The 21,354-nt window shown below is 31.0% G+C and carries 22 protein-coding genes; 20 read left to right on the top strand and 2 right to left on the bottom strand.

Annotation, left to right across the window (positions count from 1 at the left end; genetic code table 11):
* The first annotated feature begins 7 nt into the window (after positions 1–7).
* The 11 genes from sufD (at position 8) to NSQ15_RS09175 (ending at position 11,868) form a co-directional block, all read left to right on the top strand.
* Positions 8–1,315 (top strand): Fe-S cluster assembly protein SufD, encoded by a 1,308-nt coding sequence (sufD, locus tag NSQ15_RS09225; protein ID WP_017637469.1) that lies wholly within the window; start codon positions 8–10, stop codon positions 1,313–1,315.
* Between the two features lie 35 nt (positions 1,316–1,350).
* The gene (locus tag NSQ15_RS09220; RefSeq protein ID WP_176745282.1) at positions 1,351–2,601 is read left to right on the top strand and encodes a cysteine desulfurase; all 1,251 of its coding nucleotides are present in this window, start codon (positions 1,351–1,353) and stop codon (positions 2,599–2,601) included.
* On the top strand, positions 2,591–3,052 hold the full coding sequence (sufU, locus tag NSQ15_RS09215) for a Fe-S cluster assembly sulfur transfer protein SufU (protein WP_017637467.1): 462 nt from the start codon (positions 2,591–2,593) through the stop codon (positions 3,050–3,052). The genes NSQ15_RS09220 and sufU overlap by 11 nt, the downstream gene beginning before the upstream one ends.
* 160 nt (positions 3,053–3,212) lie before the next feature.
* The gene (gene sufB / locus NSQ15_RS09210) at positions 3,213–4,610 is read left to right on the top strand and encodes a Fe-S cluster assembly protein SufB (RefSeq protein ID WP_017637466.1); all 1,398 of its coding nucleotides are present in this window, start codon (positions 3,213–3,215) and stop codon (positions 4,608–4,610) included.
* A 293-nt stretch (positions 4,611–4,903) separates the two neighbouring features.
* Positions 4,904–5,926, top strand: coding sequence for a hemolysin family protein (locus NSQ15_RS09205; protein WP_017637465.1), 1,023 nt, complete (start codon positions 4,904–4,906; stop codon positions 5,924–5,926).
* A 22-nt stretch (positions 5,927–5,948) separates the two neighbouring features.
* On the top strand, positions 5,949–7,025 hold the full coding sequence (locus NSQ15_RS09200; protein ID WP_340747117.1) for an NAD(P)H-dependent flavin oxidoreductase: 1,077 nt from the start codon (positions 5,949–5,951) through the stop codon (positions 7,023–7,025).
* 218 nt (positions 7,026–7,243) lie between these two features.
* Positions 7,244–8,092: a DUF72 domain-containing protein gene (locus tag NSQ15_RS09195; protein WP_340747116.1), complete on the top strand. Its 849-nt coding sequence runs from the start codon at positions 7,244–7,246 to the stop codon at positions 8,090–8,092.
* A 14-nt stretch (positions 8,093–8,106) separates the two neighbouring features.
* Positions 8,107–8,934 carry a sulfite exporter TauE/SafE family protein gene (locus NSQ15_RS09190; RefSeq protein ID WP_017637462.1) on the top strand — a complete coding sequence of 276 codons (828 nt, stop codon included), beginning with the start codon at positions 8,107–8,109 and terminating at the stop codon, positions 8,932–8,934.
* 92 nt (positions 8,935–9,026) lie between these two features.
* Positions 9,027–10,346, top strand: a complete 1,320-nt coding sequence (locus NSQ15_RS09185) for a bifunctional metallophosphatase/5'-nucleotidase (protein WP_070452360.1) — start codon at positions 9,027–9,029, stop codon at positions 10,344–10,346.
* Positions 10,347–10,430: 84 nt separating this feature from the next.
* Positions 10,431–11,348, top strand: coding sequence for a lipoyl synthase (lipA, locus tag NSQ15_RS09180; RefSeq protein ID WP_017637461.1), 918 nt, complete (start codon positions 10,431–10,433; stop codon positions 11,346–11,348).
* A 145-nt stretch (positions 11,349–11,493) separates the two neighbouring features.
* Positions 11,494–11,868 carry a YutD family protein gene (locus tag NSQ15_RS09175; RefSeq protein WP_017637460.1) on the top strand — a complete coding sequence of 125 codons (375 nt, stop codon included), beginning with the start codon at positions 11,494–11,496 and terminating at the stop codon, positions 11,866–11,868.
* Positions 11,869–11,967: 99 nt separating this feature from the next.
* Here the strand turns inward: NSQ15_RS09175 and NSQ15_RS09170 are convergent, their stop codons facing one another.
* Positions 11,968–12,234 (bottom strand): DUF3055 domain-containing protein, encoded by a 267-nt coding sequence (locus tag NSQ15_RS09170; RefSeq protein WP_017637459.1) that lies wholly within the window; start codon positions 12,232–12,234, stop codon positions 11,968–11,970.
* Between the two features lie 104 nt (positions 12,235–12,338).
* On the opposite strand from NSQ15_RS09170, the gene NSQ15_RS09165 reads away from it, so the two are divergent.
* From NSQ15_RS09165 to dltD, 8 genes are all read left to right on the top strand, one after another.
* Positions 12,339–12,773 (top strand): DUF86 domain-containing protein, encoded by a 435-nt coding sequence (locus NSQ15_RS09165; RefSeq protein ID WP_017637458.1) that lies wholly within the window; start codon positions 12,339–12,341, stop codon positions 12,771–12,773.
* Positions 12,773–13,552, top strand: a complete 780-nt coding sequence (locus NSQ15_RS09160; protein ID WP_017637457.1) for a TIGR01457 family HAD-type hydrolase — start codon at positions 12,773–12,775, stop codon at positions 13,550–13,552. Before NSQ15_RS09165 ends, NSQ15_RS09160 begins: the two co-directional genes overlap by 1 nt.
* A 22-nt stretch (positions 13,553–13,574) precedes the next feature.
* Positions 13,575–14,537, top strand: coding sequence for a 2-hydroxyacid dehydrogenase (locus NSQ15_RS09155; RefSeq protein WP_154835882.1), 963 nt, complete (start codon positions 13,575–13,577; stop codon positions 14,535–14,537).
* A 364-nt stretch (positions 14,538–14,901) separates the two neighbouring features.
* Positions 14,902–15,054, top strand: a complete 153-nt coding sequence (locus NSQ15_RS09150) for a teichoic acid D-Ala incorporation-associated protein DltX (protein WP_017637455.1) — start codon at positions 14,902–14,904, stop codon at positions 15,052–15,054.
* A 14-nt stretch (positions 15,055–15,068) separates the two neighbouring features.
* On the top strand, positions 15,069–16,526 hold the full coding sequence (dltA, locus tag NSQ15_RS09145) for a D-alanine--poly(phosphoribitol) ligase subunit DltA (protein ID WP_340747115.1): 1,458 nt from the start codon (positions 15,069–15,071) through the stop codon (positions 16,524–16,526).
* Complete coding sequence (gene dltB / locus NSQ15_RS09140; protein ID WP_046466497.1) at positions 16,523–17,737, top strand: D-alanyl-lipoteichoic acid biosynthesis protein DltB; 1,215 nt, start codon at positions 16,523–16,525, stop codon at positions 17,735–17,737. The genes dltA and dltB overlap by 4 nt, the downstream gene beginning before the upstream one ends.
* Positions 17,738–17,754: 17 nt before the next feature.
* On the top strand, positions 17,755–17,991 hold the full coding sequence (gene dltC, locus NSQ15_RS09135) for a D-alanine--poly(phosphoribitol) ligase subunit 2 (RefSeq protein WP_017637452.1): 237 nt from the start codon (positions 17,755–17,757) through the stop codon (positions 17,989–17,991).
* Positions 17,988–19,181 (top strand): D-alanyl-lipoteichoic acid biosynthesis protein DltD, encoded by a 1,194-nt coding sequence (dltD, locus tag NSQ15_RS09130; RefSeq protein ID WP_029055600.1) that lies wholly within the window; start codon positions 17,988–17,990, stop codon positions 19,179–19,181. The genes dltC and dltD overlap by 4 nt, the downstream gene beginning before the upstream one ends.
* Before the next feature lie 68 nt (positions 19,182–19,249).
* Here the strand turns inward: dltD and NSQ15_RS09125 are convergent, their stop codons facing one another.
* The gene (locus NSQ15_RS09125) at positions 19,250–20,242 is read right to left on the bottom strand and encodes a YeiH family protein (RefSeq protein ID WP_017637450.1); all 993 of its coding nucleotides are present in this window, start codon (positions 20,240–20,242) and stop codon (positions 19,250–19,252) included.
* 134 nt (positions 20,243–20,376) lie between these two features.
* Here NSQ15_RS09125 and NSQ15_RS09120 point away from each other — a divergent pair, with 134 nt between their 5' ends.
* A complete protein-coding gene (locus NSQ15_RS09120) occupies positions 20,377–21,231 on the top strand; it encodes a LysR family transcriptional regulator (RefSeq protein ID WP_046466499.1) in 855 nt (284 codons plus the stop codon).
* Positions 21,232–21,354 lie beyond the last annotated feature (123 nt).

The following is a 21,354-nucleotide window of genomic DNA, read 5'->3' as shown; positions in this document are numbered from 1 at the left end:
AAGAGTTATGACAACTGAAACTTTGAACATTTCTGAAGAACAACTTGTTGATTATTCAAAAGCGCACAATGAACCTTCTTGGATGACTGAACTACGTAAAGAAGCGTTGAAATTAACAGAAACTTTAGAAATGCCAAAACCTGACAAAACTAAATTAAGAAAATGGGACTTTGATACGTTTAAACAACATCACACAGAAGGTAATGTTTATCAAAGTTTATCAGAATTACCAGAATCAGTTAAAAAAATTATCGATGTTGAAAACACTGAGAATTTAATTATTCAACATAATAATGATTTAGCATACACACAAGTTTCTGAACAAGCCAAAAATGATGGTGTCATCATTGAAGGTTTATCAGAAGCACTTGTTAATCATAGTGAATTAGTACAAAAATATTATATGAAAGATGCTGTAAATGTAGATGAACATCGTATTACAGCATTACACACTGCATTAATGAATGGTGGCGTATTTGTATACGTTCCTAAAAATGTCGTAGTTGAACATCCAGTTCAATATGTTGTTTTACATGACGATGAAAATGCAAGTTTTTATAATCATGTTATTATTGCCACTGAACAAAGTGCTGAAGTAACTTATGTAGAAAACTATTTATCTAATGCAAGTGGTGAAGGAAATCAAATTAATATTGTTTCAGAAGTAATTGCTGGGGCAAATTCTAATATCACATATGGTTCTGTAGATTATTTAGATAAAGGTTTCACTGGACATATCATTAGAAGAGGTACTACTGAAGCAGACGCTGCCATCAATTGGGCATTAGGTTTAATGAACGAAGGTAGCCAAATTATTGATAATACAACTAACTTAATAGGTGATCGTTCTACAAGTGAATTAAAATCAGTTGTAGTCGGTACAGGTGATCAAAAAATCAACTTAACTTCTAAAATTGTTCAATATGGTAAAGAAACAGATGGTTATATTTTAAAACATGGTGTAATGAAAGAAAATGCATCATCAGTATTTAATGGTATCGGTCATATCAAACATGGTGGTACTAAATCAATTGCTAACCAAGAGTCTCGTGTATTAATGTTATCAGAAAATGCTCGTGGAGATGCGAACCCTATTTTACTAATCGATGAAGACGACGTAGAAGCAGGTCACGCAGCATCTGTTGGACGTGTTGATCCAGAACAACTTTACTATTTAATGAGCCGTGGTATTTCTAGAAGAGAAGCTGAACGTTTAGTTATACATGGTTTCTTAGATCCAGTAGTAAGAGAATTACCAATTGAAGACGTAAAACGTCAATTAAGAGAAGTTATCGAACTTAAAGTTTCTAAATAGATTTAAAGTAAGAGATTTTTAATTAAAGAAGGGTCGTGAATAAAGTGGCCGAACATTCATTTGACGTTAATGAAATAATCAAAGATTTTCCGATTTTAGAACAACAAGTTAATGGCAAACGTTTAGCATATCTTGATTCAACAGCGACAAGCCAAACACCAGTACAAGTTTTAAATGTGTTAGATGATTACTATAAACGCTATAACTCTAACGTTCATAGAGGTGTTCATACGTTGGGTTCATTAGCAACTGACGGATATGAAAGTGCACGTGAAACAGTTAGACGTTTTATTAATGCTAAATATTTTGAGGAAATCATTTTTACAAGAGGAACTACGGCTTCTATTAATATTGTTGCACATAGTTATGGTGATGCTAATGTCGATGAAGGCGATGAAATTGTTGTTACTGAGATGGAACATCACGCTAATATTGTTCCATGGCAACAGTTAGCTAAACGTAAAAACGCATCATTAAAATTCATCCCTATGACAGAACAAGGTGAATTAAATATCGAGGACATTAAAGCCACAATTAACGACAAAACTAAAATTGTAGCTATTGCCCATGTATCTAACGTTCTAGGTACAATCAATGATGTAAAAACCATAGCCGAAATTGCTCACCAACATGGTGCGGTGATTAGTGTAGATGGTGCTCAAGCAGCTCCTCACATGGCTCTAGATATGCAAGATATTGACGCTGACTTTTATAGCTTTAGTGGGCATAAAATGTTAGGGCCTACAGGTATCGGTGTTTTATATGGCAAACGTGATTTATTAAAAGATATGGAACCCGTCGAGTTTGGTGGAGATATGATTGATTTTGTAAGTAAATATGATGCTACTTGGGCTGATTTACCAACAAAATTTGAAGCTGGTACACCATTAATTGCACAAGCAATTGGTTTAGCTGAAGCAATTCGTTATATTCAACAATTAGGATTCGAAGCAATTCATCAACATGAAAAAGAATTAACAGAATACGCCTACGAACAAATGTCTAATATTGAAGGCTTAGATATTTATGGGCCACCTAAAGATCGACGTGCAGGTGTCATTACGTTTAATCTAACAGACATTCACCCACACGATGTAGCAACAGCAGTTGATACTGAAGGTGTAGCAGTGAGAGCTGGACATCATTGTGCACAACCATTAATGAAATGGTTAGGTGTTTCTTCTACAGCTAGAGCAAGTTTTTATATTTATAATAATAAGCAAGACATCGACCAATTAGTATATGCATTGAAACAAACGAAGGAGTTTTTCTCATATGAATTTTAATAATTTAGATCAACTTTATCGATCTGTAATTATGGATCATTATAAAAATCCTAGAAACAAAGGCGTATTAGATAATGGCTCGATGACTGTTGATATGAATAACCCTACTTGTGGTGATCGTATTCGACTTACATTTGATATAGAAGATGGCGTTATAAATGATGCTAAATTTGAAGGCGAAGGTTGTTCAATTTCTATGTCTAGTGCTTCTATGATGACTGAAGCAGTAAAAGGTCATACGTTAGCTGAAGCTATGCAAATGAGTCAAGAATTTACTAAGATGATGCTAGGTGAAGATTACGAAATTACTGAAGAAATGGGAGACATTGAAGCATTACAAGGTGTTTCTCAATTCCCTGCAAGAATAAAATGTGCCACTTTAGCTTGGAAAGCACTCGAAAAAGGAACAGTCGAAAAAGAAGGTAAGACAGAAGGGACAACAGAAGATTAATAGTTATGTTTCTTAATGACATAACGGGTAAACAATAACTAGATATCAATGATGTTGGCTTTTTACTTTCGATAATCATTGTTATAATATGATGACAATTTTATACTTGTAATTAAAAATCTCGCGCATGACGTTTAAATATATATAAGGAGTGATTGAAATGGCTAAAAAAGCACCTGATGTTGGGGATTATAAATATGGTTTCCACGACGAAGATGTTTCCATTTTCAGATCAGAACGAGGTCTAACTGAAAATATAGTTAGAGAAATTTCTAAAATGAAAGATGAACCAGAATGGATGTTAGATTTCCGTCTGAAAGCTTTAAAATTATTCTATAAAATGCCAATGCCTCAATGGGGTGGCGACTTATCAGAATTAAACTTTGATGATATTACTTATTATGTAAAACCATCAGAACACACTGAGCGTTCATGGGATGAAGTACCTGAAGAAATCAAACGTACATTTGATAAATTAGGTATTCCTGAAGCTGAGCAAAAATATTTAGCAGGTGTTTCTGCACAATATGAATCAGAAGTTGTTTACCATAATATGGAAAAAGAATTAGAAGAAAAAGGAATTATCTTCAAAGATACTGACAGTGCATTACGTGAGAACGAAGATTTATTCCGTGAATATTTTGCTTCTGTTATTCCAGCTGCAGATAATAAATTTGCGGCATTAAACTCAGCTGTATGGTCAGGTGGATCATTCATTTATGTTCCTAAAAACGTTAAATTAGATACACCATTACAAGCATACTTCCGTATTAACTCTGAAAATATGGGTCAATTCGAACGTACTTTAATCATTGCTGATGAAGGTGCTTCAGTAAACTACGTTGAAGGTTGTACTGCACCAGTTTATACAACAAGTTCATTACACTCAGCTGTAGTTGAAATTATTGTCCATAAAGATGCACACGTCCGTTATACTACAATTCAAAACTGGGCAAACAATGTTTATAACTTAGTTACTAAACGTACATTTGTTCATGAGAATGGTAATATGGAATGGGTTGATGGTAACTTAGGTTCTAAATTAACTATGAAATACCCTAACTGTGTATTATTAGGTGAAGGTGCGAAAGGTAGTACATTATCTATCGCATTTGCTGGTAAAGGACAAGTACAAGACGCTGGAGCTAAAATGATTCATAAAGCACCAAATACGTCTTCAACAATTGTTTCTAAATCTATTTCTAAAAACGGTGGTAAAGTAATCTATCGTGGTATTGTTCATTTTGGACGTAAAGCTAAAGGTGCACGTTCAAACATTGAATGTGACACATTAATTTTAGATAATGAATCAACTTCAGATACAATCCCTTATAATGAAGTATTTAACGACAATATTTCATTAGAGCACGAAGCTAAAGTATCTAAAGTTTCAGAAGAACAATTATTCTACTTAATGAGTCGTGGTATCTCAGAAGAAGAAGCGACTGAAATGATTGTTATGGGATTCATTGAACCATTCACTAAAGAACTACCAATGGAATATGCGGTAGAAATGAATAGATTAATTAAATTCGAAATGGAAGGCAGTATCGGCTAACTTCCTCTACTAACATCAAGCTATTTTACGTATAGGTATAATAGCTTGGTGTTTTTTAGTTACTAATTTATGATTTGTTTAAATTTAGTATGAAATTAAATAGCAAATAGAAGTGGATAATAAATTGACTAAACTCTATTTATTGTCCACTTTTTATGATTCATGGTTACTCACAGAAGTTGAATATTATATTAATTAAAGCAGCATATTGTAATAGTTTACAAAAGTTTGTTCAGGGGAATAAATTTATAATTCAATATTTATATAATTATTATGAACGGGGAGCATGCTTCATGATTATAGCTATCATATTTTTAATTTTATTATCATTTTTCTTTTCAGGAAGTGAAACTGCATTAACTGCAGCAAATAGAACAAAATTTCAAGCTGAAGCCAAAAATGGAGATAAAAAATCACAGGGATTATCCCGACTATTAGATAAACCAACTGAATTTATTACTACTATATTGATAGGTAATAATGTTGCAAATATCATTTTACCTACATTAGTAACAATTTTGGCAATTAACATTGGCGTCAATGTGGGTATAGCATCTGCTGTAATTACTGTTGTCATTATTTTGGTATCTGAAGTTATTCCTAAATCAATCGCAGCAACATTTCCAGATAAAATATCAAGATTGGTTTATCCAGTTATTAATATTTTAGTTATTATACTTAAACCAATAACTAAAATATTAAATGCTATTACAGATAGTATTAATAAATTATTGTCAAAAGGACAAAAGGAACAAAGTAAGTATTCTAAAGAAGAAATAAGAACAATGTTAATGATTGCAGGACGTGAGGGTGCATTCAATGAAACAGAACAAAATCGACTCAAAGGTGTACTAGATTTTGAAAACTTAAAGGTCAAAGATGTTGATACGACACCTAGAGTGAATGTCGTTGCATTTCCCAAAACTACGTCATTTGATGAGGCATATGAAACGGTAATGAATGAACCATATACAAGGTATCCAATATATGATGAAGATATAGATGATATTGTAGGCGTATTCCATTCTAAGTATTTATTAGCATGGAGTAAGAAAAAATATGAATCAATCACAAAATTTTCATCAAAACCATTATTCGTGAATGAACATAATAAAGCTGAATGGGTACTTAGAAAAATGACAGTATCAAGAAAGCATTTAGCTATAGTATTAGATGAATTTGGTGGTACTGATGGCATAGTATCTCATGAAGATTTAATAGAGACATTGCTAGGTATGGAAATAGAAGATGAGTTAGATAAAGAGGAAGAAGAAAAGTTAAAGAAACAAACATTTCCAAATAGAAATAGAAAATAATTAGTAAGAGTTGGTGAATCAAATGTGGAATAATAATCAATTAACGAGAACATTACAGATTCAATATCCTATTATTCAAGCTGGTATGGCAGGTAGTACGACCCCATCTTTAGTAGCAACTGTTAGTGAAAAAGGTGGATTAGGAACGATTGGTGCGGGTTATTTTATTATTGAAAAGTTAGAAAGTGAAATTCAAACAGTTAAATCATTAACAAAACAACCATTTGGTGTGAATCTATTTGTACCTAAAGAAAACACAGGTGTCAACCCAGACCAAATTGAACATATGAATGCATGGTTGAAACCATATAGAAGAGCGTTTCATTTAGAAGAACCTGTGGTTAATATTGAGGAAAGCCAAAAATTTAAAGATGCTGTAAATAAAGTTATTGAATATAAAGTTCCAGTATGTAGCTTTACCTTTGGAATTCCTGATCATCAAATTATCGAGAAACTAAAAGAAAATAATGTAATATTAATTGGTACAGCTACAACAGTAGAAGAAGCTATAGAAAATGAAAAAGCTGGTATGGATATTGTTATAGCCCAAGGTAGTGAAGCGGGAGGACATCGAGGATCATTTTTACGTTTAGGGGATAGTGAAGAGCCAATGATTGGAACGATGTCATTGGTACCTCAAGTTGTTGATCACGTGTCGATACCTGTAGTTGCTGCAGGAGGTATAATGGATGAAAGAGGTCTATTAGCAAGTATTATGTTAGGTGCTCAAGGTGCACAAATGGGTACGGCCTTCTTAACTTCTAATGAAAGCGGAGCTAATGATTTACTAAAAGAAGCCATATTAAATAGTAAAGAAACAGATACCATCGTAACCAATGTGTTTAGCGGTAAAAATGCACGTGGTATTAATAATCAATTCGTTAAAGAAATGAGTCAATATCAAGGTGAAATTCCTGAATATCCAATACAAAATCAACTGACAAATCAAATTCGTAAAACTGCAGTACAGCAAGGCGAAAGTGAATTAACTCATATATGGAGTGGACAATCACCACGTCTAGCTAAAAAACAAAAAGCAGAAGAATTAATGGATCGTATAATTAATCAAATAAACCTAATAGCAAAGAACTTAAAATAAAATATCACTACGATTTTATAAGTCTAGTGACATATACACGTTAAGTTAAGCTAGGTTGTTCTACCGATTATAGCCTGAGACATACATCATTGTCGCAGGCTATTTAATTTTCGATTGTAATTTTATTATGGTACACCAATTAATAAGAATCTGTAAATTTCGTATTGATAAAGTGAATTGCGAATTTATTCTGTGGTATCATAAGTTTGGTGATATAAATGATAAATATAGGTCTAACTGGTTGGAGAGATCATGATACGTTATACGAAGATTTAGAGAGAAAAACCGATAAACTTAAAACATATGCAAGTCACTTTCCAATAGTTGAACTAGATGCATCTTATTATGCAATTCAACCAGAAAGAAATATTCAAAAATGGATAAATGAAACACCAAAACGATTTCAATTTGTAGTTAAAATTCATCAAGCATTAACATTGCATGCAGATTTTAGAGATTTTGCAGAAACACGTCAAGAATTGTTTGATAAGTTTAAAGAAATGTTAAAGCCATTACAAGAAAATGAAAAATTAGCTATGGTTTTGGTGCAATTTCCACCTTGGTTCGATTGTTCAAGTCAAAACATTAAATATATTTTATATGTGAAACAACAATTAAAAGATTTTCCTATATGTGTTGAATTTAGACATCAATCTTGGTTTAATGAAAGATTTAAAGAAGAGACATTAACATTTTTGACTGAACATCAAATTATTCATGCTGTTGTTGATGAACCACAAGTCAAAGATGGAAGTATCCCATTAGTAAATAGAATAACTAGCGATATTGCTTTTGTAAGATATCATGGTAGGAACGTACATGGTTGGACTAAAAAAGATATGACAGATCAAGAATGGCGAGATGTAAGATACTTATATAATTATAATGACCAAGAATTATATGACTTAGCACAAAAGGTTAAAATTTTAGAACAAAAAGCTAAAAAGGTTTATGTTGTTTTTAATAACAATTCAGGTGGTCATGCCGCACAAAATGCAAAAACATATCAAGATATGCTTGACATTGACTATGAAGGTTTAGCACCACAACAATTAAAACTATTTTAAGAGGCGAAACAAGTATGTTATTGACAATTATTTTATTAATTATTATTGGTGGTCTATCTGCTATTATTGGTTCAATTGTAGGTATTGGTGGCGGAATCATTATTGTTCCTACACTTGTCTATTTAGGAGTAGATCATAATATTTTACACGGTATTACTACTCAAATAGCAATAGGTACTTCTTCGGTTATACTTATTGTTACAGGTTTATCATCTTCTTTAGGATATTTAAAAACTAAACAAGTAGATATTAAAAATGGCTCTATTTTTTTATTTGGTTTATTACCAGGTTCATTATTAGGTTCTTTTTTGAGTCAGTTTTTAACATTAAAATCATTTAACCTTTATTTTGGGATATTTATGATTTTGGTTGCTATTTTATTAATAGTAAGAAACAAAATTAAACCTTTTAAAGTTTTTAATAAGCCACAATATGAAAAGACCTATATTGATGCAGAAGGTAAAACATATCATTATAGTGTTCCACCTTTAATAGCATTTGTCGCAACTTTATTCATAGGTATCCTTACTGGACTATTTGGTATTGGTGGTGGTGCATTAATGACTCCGTTAATGTTAATTGTTTTTAGATTTCCACCACATGTTGCTGTTGGTACAAGTATGATGATGATATTTTTCTCAAGTGTCATGAGTTCAATCGGACATATTATACAAGGACATGTTGCTTGGGATTATTCAATAGTATTAATTATTTCAAGTTATATAGGTGCTAAAATAGGTGTTAAGGTAAATCATTCAATCAAGTCTGATACAGTGGTAACATTATTACGTACAGTGATGTTATTAATAGGTGCTTACTTAATCATCAAATCAATTATTTAAATTAATTGTTAATAGCATAATCTACTATAAAAGTTATTACTCGATAGATTACGTATAGACTTATCAAAACAAATAGAAAAGGGGGAAGTACTGTGAAGTTAACTATTTATCATACAAATGATATTCATAGTCATCTTAATGAATATGCACGTATCCAATCTTATATTGCAGAACATCGTTCCCAACTTCAACATCCCTCACTATATTTAGATATAGGTGATCATGTTGATTTATCAGCACCGATTACCCAAGCTACATTAGGTAAAAAGAATATAGAACTTCTTAATGAGGCGCAATGTGATATTGCGACAATTGGAAACAACGAAGGCATGACCATTTCGCATGAAGCCTTACAAAATTTATATACCGATGCTCAATTTAAAGTAATTTGTGCAAATTTATTTGATGAAGAAGGACATTTACCTAACCACATGTCTTCATCTTATATAAAGGAAATCAACGGAGTACGAATTTTATTTGTTGCTGCTACAGCTCCATTTACGCCGTTTTATAGAGCATTAGATTGGGTAGTAACTGATCCATTAGAAGCTATTAAAGATGAAATTAATGATCATAAAGATCAATATGATATTTTGATAGTGATGAGCCACGTTGGTGTGTTCTTTGATGAAAAATTATGTCAGGAAATACCTGAAATAGATTTAATACTTGGAAGTCACACGCATCACTATTTTGAACATGGAGAAATGAATAATGGAGTATTAATGGCTGCAGCAGGTAAATATGGACATTTTTTAGGTGAAGTAAATTTAGATATTGAAGATAAAAAGGTAACTAGTAAGACGGCTTGTTTGCATCCATTAGAACAATTGCCTCAAGTTGAAACAGATTTTGATAGTGAAGGCAAAGCATTAATGAGTAAACCAGTAGTCAACCATCCTATCAAATTAGAAAATAAAACAGATGTTATCACAAAAACGTCTTATTTATTAGCTGAAAGTGTCTATGAATTTACGAATGCAGATTGTACAATTATAAATGCTGGTTTAATAGTTAAAGGACTAGATTCTGACGAAATTACCGAATTTGATATTCATCAAATGTTACCTCATCCTATTAATGTAGTTAGAGTTAAATTAACAGGTGAAGAATTAAAAAAAGTAATTATTAAAAGTCAGAAACAAGAATACATGCATGAACATGCACAAGGTCTTGGATTTCGAGGGGATATCTTTGGAGGATATGTATTATATAACATAGGTTTTATCGAATCAGAAGGTCGCTACTTTATAAATGGAAATGAAATTCAAGATAATCAATCATACGTATTAGGTACAGTTGATATGTACACGTTTGGTAGATATTTTCCAATGTTAAAAGGACTTCCAACAGAATATATTATGCCAGAATTTTTAAGAGATATATTCGAACAAAAGTTACTACAATTTTAAAATAACTGTAGATTAGATTTTATTTTATGATTAATTTCGTTATAATAACATAAAGAGAGATTAAACAGGAGGGTATGCGTTGTTATGGCTACTAAAAATGAGGAAATACTACGAAAACCGGATTGGTTGAAAATTAAGCTGAACACGAACGAGAATTATACTGGCCTTAAGAAAATGATGCGTGAAAAGAATTTACACACTGTTTGCGAAGAAGCAAAGTGTCCAAATATACATGAGTGTTGGGGAGAAAGACGTACAGCTACATTTATGATTTTAGGTGCTGTATGTACGCGTGCATGTCGTTTCTGTGCAGTTAAAACTGGTTTACCTAATGAATTAGATTTAAATGAACCAGAACGTGTAGCAGAATCAGTTGAATTAATGAATTTAAAACACGTTGTTATTACAGCAGTTGCACGTGATGATTTACGTGATGCAGGTTCAAACGTTTATGCTGAAACAGTTAGAAAAGTTAGAGCAAGAAACCCATTCACTACAATTGAAATTTTACCTTCAGACATGGGTGGGGATTATGAAGCATTAGAAACATTAATGGCTTCTAAACCTGATATCTTAAATCATAATATTGAAACAGTTCGTCGTTTGACACCAAGAGTTCGTGCTCGTGCAACTTATGATAGAACATTAGAATTCTTACGTCGTTCTAAAGAATTACAGCCAGATATTCCTACAAAATCAAGTTTAATGGTTGGCTTAGGGGAAACAATGGAAGAAATTTATGAAACAATGGATGATTTACGTGCCAATGATGTAGATATTTTAACAATTGGTCAATATTTACAACCATCTCGTAAACATTTAAAAGTTGAAAAATACTACACACCATTAGAATTCGGTAAAATGAGAAAAGTAGCTATGGATAAAGGCTTCAAACATTGTCAAGCTGGACCGTTAGTACGTAGTTCTTACCATGCAGATGAACAAGTTAACGAAGCTGCCAAAGAAAGACAACGTCAAGGTGAAGAGCAATTAAATAGTTAATAATATACAATCTGTAGAGCCACTTTTTTATGAAAATAAATAAAGTGGTTCTTATTTTTACTAAATAGTTTAAAGATTTGAATGAAAATATATAGTGTTGTTAAAATAGCGATATAATATATCGTGAAATAGATTAGGTGAAATTATGATAAAAGTAGAGCAACAGTATTTTGAATTAATAGAAGATTATAGAGATTGTTTTGATGAAGAAATATTCGCAAATAGATACTCTGATATTTTAGATAAATATGACTATGTAGTAGGAGATTTTGGTTATGATCAATTAAGATTAAAAGGTTTCTTTAAGGATACTAATAAAAAAGCAGAAATTAGTAAAAGATTCTCTAGTATACAAGATTATTTATTAGAATATTGTAATTTTGGATGTCCCTATTTTGTAGTTAAACATTTATCAGAAAATGAAGTGAAACAACAAGCAGAAGACTTAACCGTTATTGATCAAGATGATAAATTACATGATGTCAAAATACAACCAACTATCCAAGATACTGAAAAGTGATTTATCAATTTTAATTTATAATAACAAATATAAAAAATCTCCCTTCAAATACATTAACGTACATGGAGGGAGATTTACTTTTTATTTATATCAAAATTATTATTGAATCACTTCATTAAGGTATTCAATGATTTCATCGCCTTCTTCTTCAGATACACCTAAAATATGAGCGATATAACCTTCTTCTTCAATATCATCAGATCCAATAATACCAAATTTATTAGTTTGCATATTCAATACCAAAGTTTTACCATAATGTCGGTCTGTTTGAACGAGCATTAAGTCATATCGACTATGTTCACCAACAAATCCAACAAATTGAACTTGGCTTTGTTCTTCATCATCATATAAATACATATCAATCATTTGTAGAACCCCTTTAAACGAAATATACTACGCCTAAGTATAACGAGAAATGAAGTGTACTGCAAAATTATGATATTATAAAGTTAATAAGAGGTGATTAGGAAATGTATTTTGTAGATAAAGATAAACTTTCAGAAAAACTAAATTACTTAAGACAATTAACAGAGGATTATACTCAAAACAAAGATAATCATTATGCTTTTGAAAGAATCGCACAAATGTTAATTGAATCATCAGTAGATATTGGAAATATGATTATTGATGGATTTATTCTAAGAGATCCAGGTAACTATAAAGACGTGATTGATATTTTAGAATTAGAAAATGTTATTTCTAAAGAAACTCAAGAAAATATTAATAAAACTGTAGATGTAAGAAAGCAATTTGCACATAACTATATTCAACTTGATACTAATGAAATTGAACCGTTATTTGATCAAGCAATACCTTACTACAAACAATTTATTGATGAAGTTATTCAATTTTTAAATAATGAAAATGTTCCAATTACTGCATTTGGCAAAGGAGAGAACAAATAGTGAAGCAATACAAGGCATATTTAATAGATTTAGATGGGACGATGTATAAAGGAACTGATGAAATTGATGGTGCAAGTCAATTTATCGATTATTTAAATGAACATCAAATTCCACATCTATATGTAACAAATAATTCTACCAAGACGCCAGATCAAGTTGCAGATAAATTGCATGAAATGAATATCGACGCAACACCTGATGAAATTGTTACATCAGCTTTAGCAACAGCAGATTATATTTCTGAACAATCTCCAGGTGCATCTGTCTATATGTTAGGCGGTGAAGGTCTACATTCTGCATTGACTGAAGCGGGCCTAGTAGTTAAAAATGATGAAAATGTTGATTATGTTGTTATCGGACTTGATGAAAATGTTACTTATGAAAAGCTTGCTATAGCAACACTTGCTGTCAGAAAAGGAGCAACATTTATTTCAACAAATCCTGATGTTTCTATACCAAAAGAAAGAGGTTTCTTACCAGGTAATGGTGCAATTACAAGTGTGGTATCAGTATCTACAGGAGTACAACCACAGTTTATTGGTAAACCAGAAACGATAATTATGAATAAATCTTTAGAACTATTGCAACTTAATAAAGAAGAAGTGGCCATGGTTGGAGACTTGTATGATACAGATATTATGTCTGGTATAAACGTTGGTATCGATACTATTCATGTTCAAACAGGTGTGACTACACTAGAAGAAATTCAGACAAAAGATATTCCACCAACATATTCTTTTAAAGATTTAAATGAAACAATTGTTGAATTAACAAATTAACTTGGTGAGAGGGGCTCAAAGATTGAGCAAAATTGTTGTAACACGTCAAATTCCTCAAAAGTTTATAGCACAGTTAGAAGAAATTGCAGAAGTCGAAGTATGGAATGAAGAATTTATACCCATGCCTAGAGAAAAATTCTTATTATCTATCAAAGATGCAACAGCTTGTTTTGTTACTTTAAGTGAAAAAATTGATGAAATCTGCTTAAATGAAGCACCAAATTTAAAGGTAGTAGCCAATATGGCTGTTGGTTTCGATAATATAGATATTGATGTTGCCAAACAAAAAGGTGTCACTGTGACTAATACACCAGAAGTTTTAACTGAAACGACTGCGGAATTAGGTTTTACACTTATGTTAGCAACTGCTCGTCGCATTGTAGAAGCTGAACAATATATTCAAGAAGGACAATGGAAAAGTTGGGGACCATATTTACTATCTGGTAAAGACGTATATGGTTCAACTGTTGGTATTTTTGGTATGGGAGACATTGGTAAGGCTTTTGCTAAACGTTTGAAAGGCTTTAATACTAAAATTTTTTATCATAATCGTTCAAGACAAGAAGCGACTGAAAACGAATTGGGTGCTACATGGGTTTCATTTGATGAATTACTTGAAAAAAGTGACTTTGTGGTATGTACTGCACCTTTAACAGATGAAACCAAACATAAATTTAATGCATCCGCATTTGAAAAAATGAAATCTGATTCAATATTTATCAATATTGGTAGAGGTGCCGTTGTAAATGAAGAAGATTTAGTAAATGCTTTAAACACAGGACAGTTATTAGCATGCGGTTTAGACGTGTTAGAACAAGAACCAATTGATATGGATCATCCACTATTAAAAATGCCTAATGCTGTGATTCTTCCACACATTGGTAGTGCATCTGAAAATACACGGAATGATATGATTCAATTATGCGTGGATAATATTAAAGCAGTATTAAATGATAAACCTGCAATTACCCCAGTAAATTCATAGTTTTAATTATAATTTAAGCTTATCTATTTAGTTTAATTAAATAGATAGGCTTTTTATTATGTTTAAAATAGCTCAATCTAACAATTTTGTTATACCGTCTGTAATTGTTTAATTACAACGTAAGATTTAAAATAATATTATTCAATAAGTAATATGCTCATACTATATTTATAGCTTACGCAACTTGGAGTAATTAACTTAAATTTTTATGCTAAAAATAATTTTGAATTTTATTCGAAACATGAGTATAATGAATTGTAAAAACAAAATATAAAACGGCTATTATATATTAAAATTATTTACATTGAATACAGACGATTAAGAACTTTGGTTTATGATAAGTAAATTTTAGGAGAGTTGCCCAATGAAAACTAAAGGTAAGGAACCTACGAATAAATATTACCTAGCAATGAAGCCGTATCTTTTAACTTTATTATATTTAGCAATATTTATCGCTTTATATTTAATATATGGTAGTGGAGATACACATAATAACTTCATTTATAATGAATTTTAATGAGGGAGAAAACTATGACAGATATTATTAATATTCTCAGTCAATTGAGTAAAGAACAACCAGATGTAGTAGCAGTTAGACATACGACTGATGAAATAACATATAAGCAATTAGATGAAGTTTCTAGTAAGCTTGCACATCAATTACAAGGCAGTCAACAACCTATGATTTTATTTGGTCATATGTCGCCTTATATGATTGTAGGTATGATTGGTGCGATTAAAGCAGGTTGCGGCTATGTGCCTATCGATACATCTGTACCAGAAGAGCGAGTGAAGATGATAATCGATAAAGTTCAACCAGAATTTATTTTTAACACAACCGATTATGAATTAGATCATCAACATGTACAGATGATTACGATTGAAGATGTTGTTAATTCACAAGACTCAATTATTTTTGATAGTCAAATGAAGGATAATGATGTTGTATATACTATTTTCACATCAGGTTCTACAGGTGAGCCAAAAGGTGTTCAAATCGAATACGCTAGTCTTGTTGAATTTGCTGAATGGATGAATTCATTGAATCAATTAGGTAATGGGAAAGAATGGTTGAACCAAGCGCCATTTTCATTTGATTTATCAGTTATGGCAATTTACCCATGTTTAGTTTCTGGTGGCACTTTAAATCTTGTTGATAAAGACATGATTAAAAAACCAAAACTATTAAATGATATGTTATTAGCTACGCCGATTAACATATGGGTTTCTACGCCATCATTTATTGAAATGTGCTTATTACTACCAACATTAAATGAAGAACAATATGGTAGTTTAAATCATTTCTTCTTCTGTGGAGAAATTCTTGGACACAGAACAGCTAAAGCATTAGTTGATAGATTCCCTAATGGTGTTATATATAATACTTATGGTCCTACGGAAGCTACTGTAGCGGTGACTAGTATACAAATTACGCCAGAGATTCTAAAGCAATATAATCCACTTCCAGTAGGCGTTTCAAGACCTGGCACTAAATTAACGACAACTGATGAAGGTGAATTAGTCATTCAAGGTCAAAGTGTAAGTGTTGGTTACCTAAAAAATGAAGAAAAAACAACTGCCGTGTTTAACTTTGAAGATAGAGTGAGAACATATCACACAGGAGATAAAGCTAAAGAAGAAGATGGTTTATGGTTTATTCAAGGTCGTATAGACTTCCAAATCAAATTGAATGGTTACCGTATGGAATTGGAAGAGATAGAATCACAATTACGAGACTCTGAACTAATTAGAGAAGCTATTGTAGTTCCTGTTTATAAAAATGACAAAGTAACTCATCTTATAGGAGCTGTTGTTGCAACTGAAAAAGTAGAAGATGACAGACAAATGACAAAGAACATCAAAGATGAACTTAAAACGCGCTTACCAGAATATATGATTCCTCAAAAGTTTGTTTGGATGGAACAATTACCACTTACATCTAATGGTAAACTAGATCGTAAGAAGATTGCAGAGGTTGTTAACGGATGATACCTTATGGCACGTTTACATTCTTCTTAATTTCATTCATTGTACTAATTCCTGTTATAATTCTTGGCTTTTTAGGTAAGCGAAGCTATATATATAACGGTATTACGACAGCAATAATGGTTATACTGATATTTTCATCAGATAAACATAATTTGTTTGGTCAAAAGTATTTAAGTGTTCAATTAATCAGTTTTATCATATATGTTATTTGGCAAGTTGGTTTAATCATGTTTTATTATAAATCTAGACAAAAGAATAATACTTTTTCAAAATTTGTGATTATCATGGTTCTGTCAATATTGCCATTAGCACTAGTTAAAGTATTACAAAGTACATGGTTAGGTGGGCATCAAATTCATTTCCATGAAAGTAAATTAATTGAATTTGTTGGTTTCTTAGGTATTTCATACGTTACTTTTAAGAGTGTTCAACTAATCATGGAAATCAGAGATGGTTCAATTAAAGAAATCAAAATTGGCAAATTAATTCAATTTATCTCATTCTTCCCAACTATCTCATCTGGACCAATTGATAGATATAAACGTTTTGTTAAAGATGATAAAAAGGTACCTACTGGTGGGGAATATAGAGAATTAGTGTTAAAAGCAATTCACATGATTATGTTAGGTTTCTTGTATAAATATATTATCGCTTACTTCATTCAAGTATATGCGATTAACCCACTGCAAATGAATTTACATGGATTTACACACATGTGGTTATATATGTATGCATACAGTTTCTATCTATTCTTTGATTTTGCAGGTTATAGTTTATTTGCTATAGCACTCAGTTATTTATATGGCATTAAAACACCACCAAACTTTAATAAACCTTTCCAATCTAAAAATATTAAAGATTTCTGGAATAGATGGCATATGACTTTATCATTTTGGTTTAGAGACTGTATTTATATGAGATCATTATTTTATATGTCTCGTAAGAAGATGTTTAAGAGTCAATTGGCTATGTCAAACATGGCTTTCTTCCTTAATTTCTTTATCATGGGAGTTTGGCACGGATTAGAAGTTTATTATATTATTTATGGCTTATACCATGCAGCATTATTTATAGGTTATGGTTATTATGAAAAATGGAGAAAAAATCATCCTCCACGTTGGCAAAATAAATGGACTAACGCGTTAAGCGTTGTCATCACATTCCATTTTGTAACGTTCGGCTTTTTAATTTTCTCAGGTAAATTTATTTAATAAAGGAGTAATTAATTATGGAATTTAGAGAACAAGTATTAGACTTATTAGCAGAGGTTGCAGAAAACGATATTGTAAAAGAAAATCCAGATGTAGAAATTTTCGAAGAAGGTATTATTGATTCTTTCCAAACAGTAGGTTTATTATTAGAAATTCAAAATAAATTAGATATCGAAGTTTCTATTATGGACTTTGATCGTGATGAGTGGGCTACACCAAATAAAATTGTGGAAGCATTAGAAGAACTACGATGAAATTAAAACCTTTTTTACCCATTCTAATTAGCGGCGTTATATTTATTATATTTGTTCTGTTACCCGCACAATTATTTACAGGGCTAATTAATGATAAAACGCTTGCTAATAATAGAATTTCATTAACAGATCAAGTATTAAAAGGCACGCTCATTCAAAATCAACTATATAAGTCGGATAAATATTATCCAGTTTATGGTTCAAGTGAATTAGGTAAAGATGATCCATTTAATCCAGCAATTGCGTTAAATAAGCACAATTCAGATAAACCAGTATTTTTACTAGGCACTGGTGGGTCAACAGATTTAATTAATGCAGTAGAACTTGCATCTCAGTATGATAATTTAAAAGGTAAAAAATTAACTTTTATTATCTCACCACAATGGTTTACTAATCATGGATTAACAAACCAAAACTTTGATGCTCGTATGTCTCAAAATCAAATTAACACGATGTTTAATCAAAAAAATATGCCTGCTGAATTGAAACAACGTTATGCCAAACGTTTATTGCAATTCCCGCATGTACATAACAAAGCGTATTTAAGAAAAGTTGCTAAAGATCCACATAATGTATCAGGTCACTATATTTCAGCATTTAAAGAAAATCAATTAATTAAGATTGAAGCAATTAAATCATTATTCTCTATCACTAAACCACCTTTATCTCATGTTAAACCTGCAACTGATGAAAAAGCATCATGGGGCCAAATGAAAGACAAAGCAGAAGTAATTGGTAAAAATAATACCAAAACTAATGATTATCATATTAGAGACCCATATTGGAAACTGATCAAAGAAAATAAACGTAAAATAAATCGTGATTATGAATTTAACGTTAATTCTCCAGAGTTCCAAGATTTAAAATTACTTGTTCAAACAATGAATAAAGCTGGCGCAGATGTACAATATGTAAGTATCCCATCAAATGGTAAATGGTATGATCATATTGGTATCGATAGTGATAGACGCCAAGCAGTGTACAAAAAAATTCATTCAACTGTCGTTGATAATGGCGGTAAAATATACGATATGACTGATAAAGATTATGAAAAATATGTCATTAGTGACGCGGTTCATATTGGTTGGAAAGGTTGGGTCTATGTAGATCAACAAATTGCCAAACATATGAATGACAAAAAACAACCTCAAGTTGATAAAGACAAACACAAACAAAAAGAATCAAATTAATAATTAACGCCTTTCAAGAATCTAAGATGACAAATAGTTCATCGAAGTATACTTGAAAGGCGTATTTTTTAGAATAAAGAAGTAGAAATAAAATAGCTTATAATTGATAAACAAATAGATACAAAAATAATTATGAATAACGGTTTTAAAGCTTTTGATTTTAAATCTTTGAATGATACATTTAATCCTAATGCAACCATTGCCATTAATAAGAAAATATTAGTTACTACCTCTATTATTTTTAATAATGCGTGAGGGATAGGAATATATGTATTGATTAATGCCATTAATATAAATCCAATTAAAAAATACGGAAAATCAATATGGTGTGCTTGTTTATCATTTTTATTCTTAAATTTCACAATAAAAATAAATATTAATATAACTGGAATTAATAAAAATACACGTCCTAATTTTGCTAATAAAGCTATTTTAAGAGATTCTACCCCAGCATAATTACCAGCCAAAACAACTTGTGCAATTTCATGAAGGCTAGTTCCAGACCAAATACCAAAATGTACAGGGGAGATATGAATGATTGAATAAATAAATGTATAAATTAATGAGAAGACAGTCCCTACTAATGCAATGATGCCGACACTAATAGCTGTATCTTTGTCTCTTGATTTTATAATTGGTGCTATTGCTGCGATAGCGGCTGCACCACAGATACCAGTACCAACGCCTAATAATGTTGTTATTGAAGTATCTGCTTTTACTATGCGACTAATAAAATAGGTGAATAGGATACTGAAAACAATAACGCACGCATCCATTAATAATAATTGACCACCATGTCCTAATATTTCATCGATATTTAATTTGAGACCATAAAAGACAATCGCAATTTTTAATAAGTATTTAGATGAAAATGTTATTCCACTTTTATAATCTTCTGGATATCCTTTGAAATGTCGATAAAGTATAGCAATAAGAATTGCGATTGATAAACCGCCAATTTGACTAAGGACAGGTAATTTAGATAATACAAGACTTATGATTGCGATGATAAATGTAAATAAGATACCTATAATAAAGTGCTTATCCTTAATTTTATTCATGACATGTTCCTCCTTTACGAAAAGTTTAGCATTACATAATTATATCGTTAAATAAATATTTAACATACTATCTATATCAAATTTGTTATAATCATATTAAAAATATAAATGAGTATAGAACAAGGAGAAAGTACATGGATCCTTACAAAGTATTAATAGAAGTGGTCAAAACAGCTAATTTTACTAAAGCGGCCGAGAATCTATATACATCTCAACCATCGATTAGTCGAGATATTAAAAGATTAGAAGCAAGATATAATGTTAAAATTTTTGAGTTTACTCGGCCAACAATATGTTTAACATCAGATGGAGAAAAGATTCTACGTTATGCGTTGCAACGTGAAAATATTGAACAAGAGTTATGGCATGATCTAAAAAATGACCTTAATATTATTGCTGGATCAATATCGATAGGTAGTAGTTACACATACGGCGAACAATATTTATCTGAAAAATTAATTAAAGTTGCTAATGAATATCCAGACTTACATGTTAATGCTTATTTAATGAATTCAGATACGGTCATAGATAATGTAAAACATAATATTGTTGATATTGGCATTATTGAACGTGAAATTCAAGATAACACACTTGATTTAGCATGTATTTCCCAAGATGAAATGGTTTTAATTTATAATAGGCAAATAGGCTTTGATAAGAATCAAGTATGTTATGTGAGAGAACAAGGATCTGGAACAAGGGTGTATCAGGAAATTGGATTAACTAGATTAGAATTGCATCCTTATTTGGTGGAAATTAATTCAAATCAAGTGATAGTAGATATGGTAAAAGCAGGTAAGGGATTTACAGTAATTTCTAAATCAGTATTAGAAAAAGAACCAAAAGAAGTGCTTGCTTCTATCGAGTTAGACGTGTTTCGTAATTTCTACCTTACTAAGCACAAAGATAAATACGTGGACAATAATTTAAAAGCCATCATAGATCTATTCGAATGCCAATATTATAATGATGAAACGAAAAAAGAATGATTTTATTAACTTTAATAAAAATAAAACAAATCCAAAATTTCAGAGACATAAAAATACCACTCAAATGATTGAATTCAATCCATCTGAGTGGTTACTATGTCTTAAATATCTATAATATATGAA

The sequence above is a fragment of the Staphylococcus sp. FSL W8-0774 genome, from assembly GCF_038006785.1.
Taxonomy (GTDB): Bacteria; Bacillota; Bacilli; order Staphylococcales; family Staphylococcaceae; genus Staphylococcus; species Staphylococcus pasteuri.
This window is presented reverse-complemented; position numbering and strand designations above follow the sequence as displayed.

Excerpts from the sequence above, each read along its gene's own strand:
- NSQ15_RS09205 (WP_017637465.1), top strand. The coding sequence starts at position 4,904 with ATGATTATAGCTATCATATTTTTAATTTTATTATCATTTTTCTTTTCA.
- lipA (WP_017637461.1), top strand. The coding sequence starts at position 10,431 with ATGGCTACTAAAAATGAGGAAATACTACGAAAACCGGATTGGTTGAAA.
- sufB (WP_017637466.1), top strand. The coding sequence starts at position 3,213 with ATGGCTAAAAAAGCACCTGATGTTGGGGATTATAAATATGGTTTCCAC.
- NSQ15_RS09175 (WP_017637460.1), top strand. The coding sequence starts at position 11,494 with ATGATAAAAGTAGAGCAACAGTATTTTGAATTAATAGAAGATTATAGA.
- NSQ15_RS09150 (WP_017637455.1), top strand. The coding sequence starts at position 14,902 with ATGAAAACTAAAGGTAAGGAACCTACGAATAAATATTACCTAGCAATG.
- NSQ15_RS09120 (WP_046466499.1), top strand. The coding sequence starts at position 20,377 with ATGGATCCTTACAAAGTATTAATAGAAGTGGTCAAAACAGCTAATTTT.
- sufD (WP_017637469.1), top strand. The coding sequence starts at position 8 with ATGACAACTGAAACTTTGAACATTTCTGAAGAACAACTTGTTGATTAT.
- dltC (WP_017637452.1), top strand. The coding sequence starts at position 17,755 with ATGGAATTTAGAGAACAAGTATTAGACTTATTAGCAGAGGTTGCAGAA.
- sufU (WP_017637467.1), top strand. The coding sequence starts at position 2,591 with ATGAATTTTAATAATTTAGATCAACTTTATCGATCTGTAATTATGGAT.
- dltD (WP_029055600.1), top strand. The coding sequence starts at position 17,988 with ATGAAATTAAAACCTTTTTTACCCATTCTAATTAGCGGCGTTATATTT.
- NSQ15_RS09165 (WP_017637458.1), top strand. The coding sequence starts at position 12,339 with ATGTATTTTGTAGATAAAGATAAACTTTCAGAAAAACTAAATTACTTA.
- NSQ15_RS09200 (WP_340747117.1), top strand. The coding sequence starts at position 5,949 with ATGTGGAATAATAATCAATTAACGAGAACATTACAGATTCAATATCCT.
- dltA (WP_340747115.1), top strand. The coding sequence starts at position 15,069 with ATGACAGATATTATTAATATTCTCAGTCAATTGAGTAAAGAACAACCA.
- NSQ15_RS09195 (WP_340747116.1), top strand. The coding sequence starts at position 7,244 with ATGATAAATATAGGTCTAACTGGTTGGAGAGATCATGATACGTTATAC.
- NSQ15_RS09190 (WP_017637462.1), top strand. The coding sequence starts at position 8,107 with ATGTTATTGACAATTATTTTATTAATTATTATTGGTGGTCTATCTGCT.
- dltB (WP_046466497.1), top strand. The coding sequence starts at position 16,523 with ATGATACCTTATGGCACGTTTACATTCTTCTTAATTTCATTCATTGTA.
- NSQ15_RS09125 (WP_017637450.1), bottom strand. The coding sequence starts at position 20,242 with ATGAATAAAATTAAGGATAAGCACTTTATTATAGGTATCTTATTTACA.
- NSQ15_RS09170 (WP_017637459.1), bottom strand. The coding sequence starts at position 12,234 with ATGATTGATATGTATTTATATGATGATGAAGAACAAAGCCAAGTTCAA.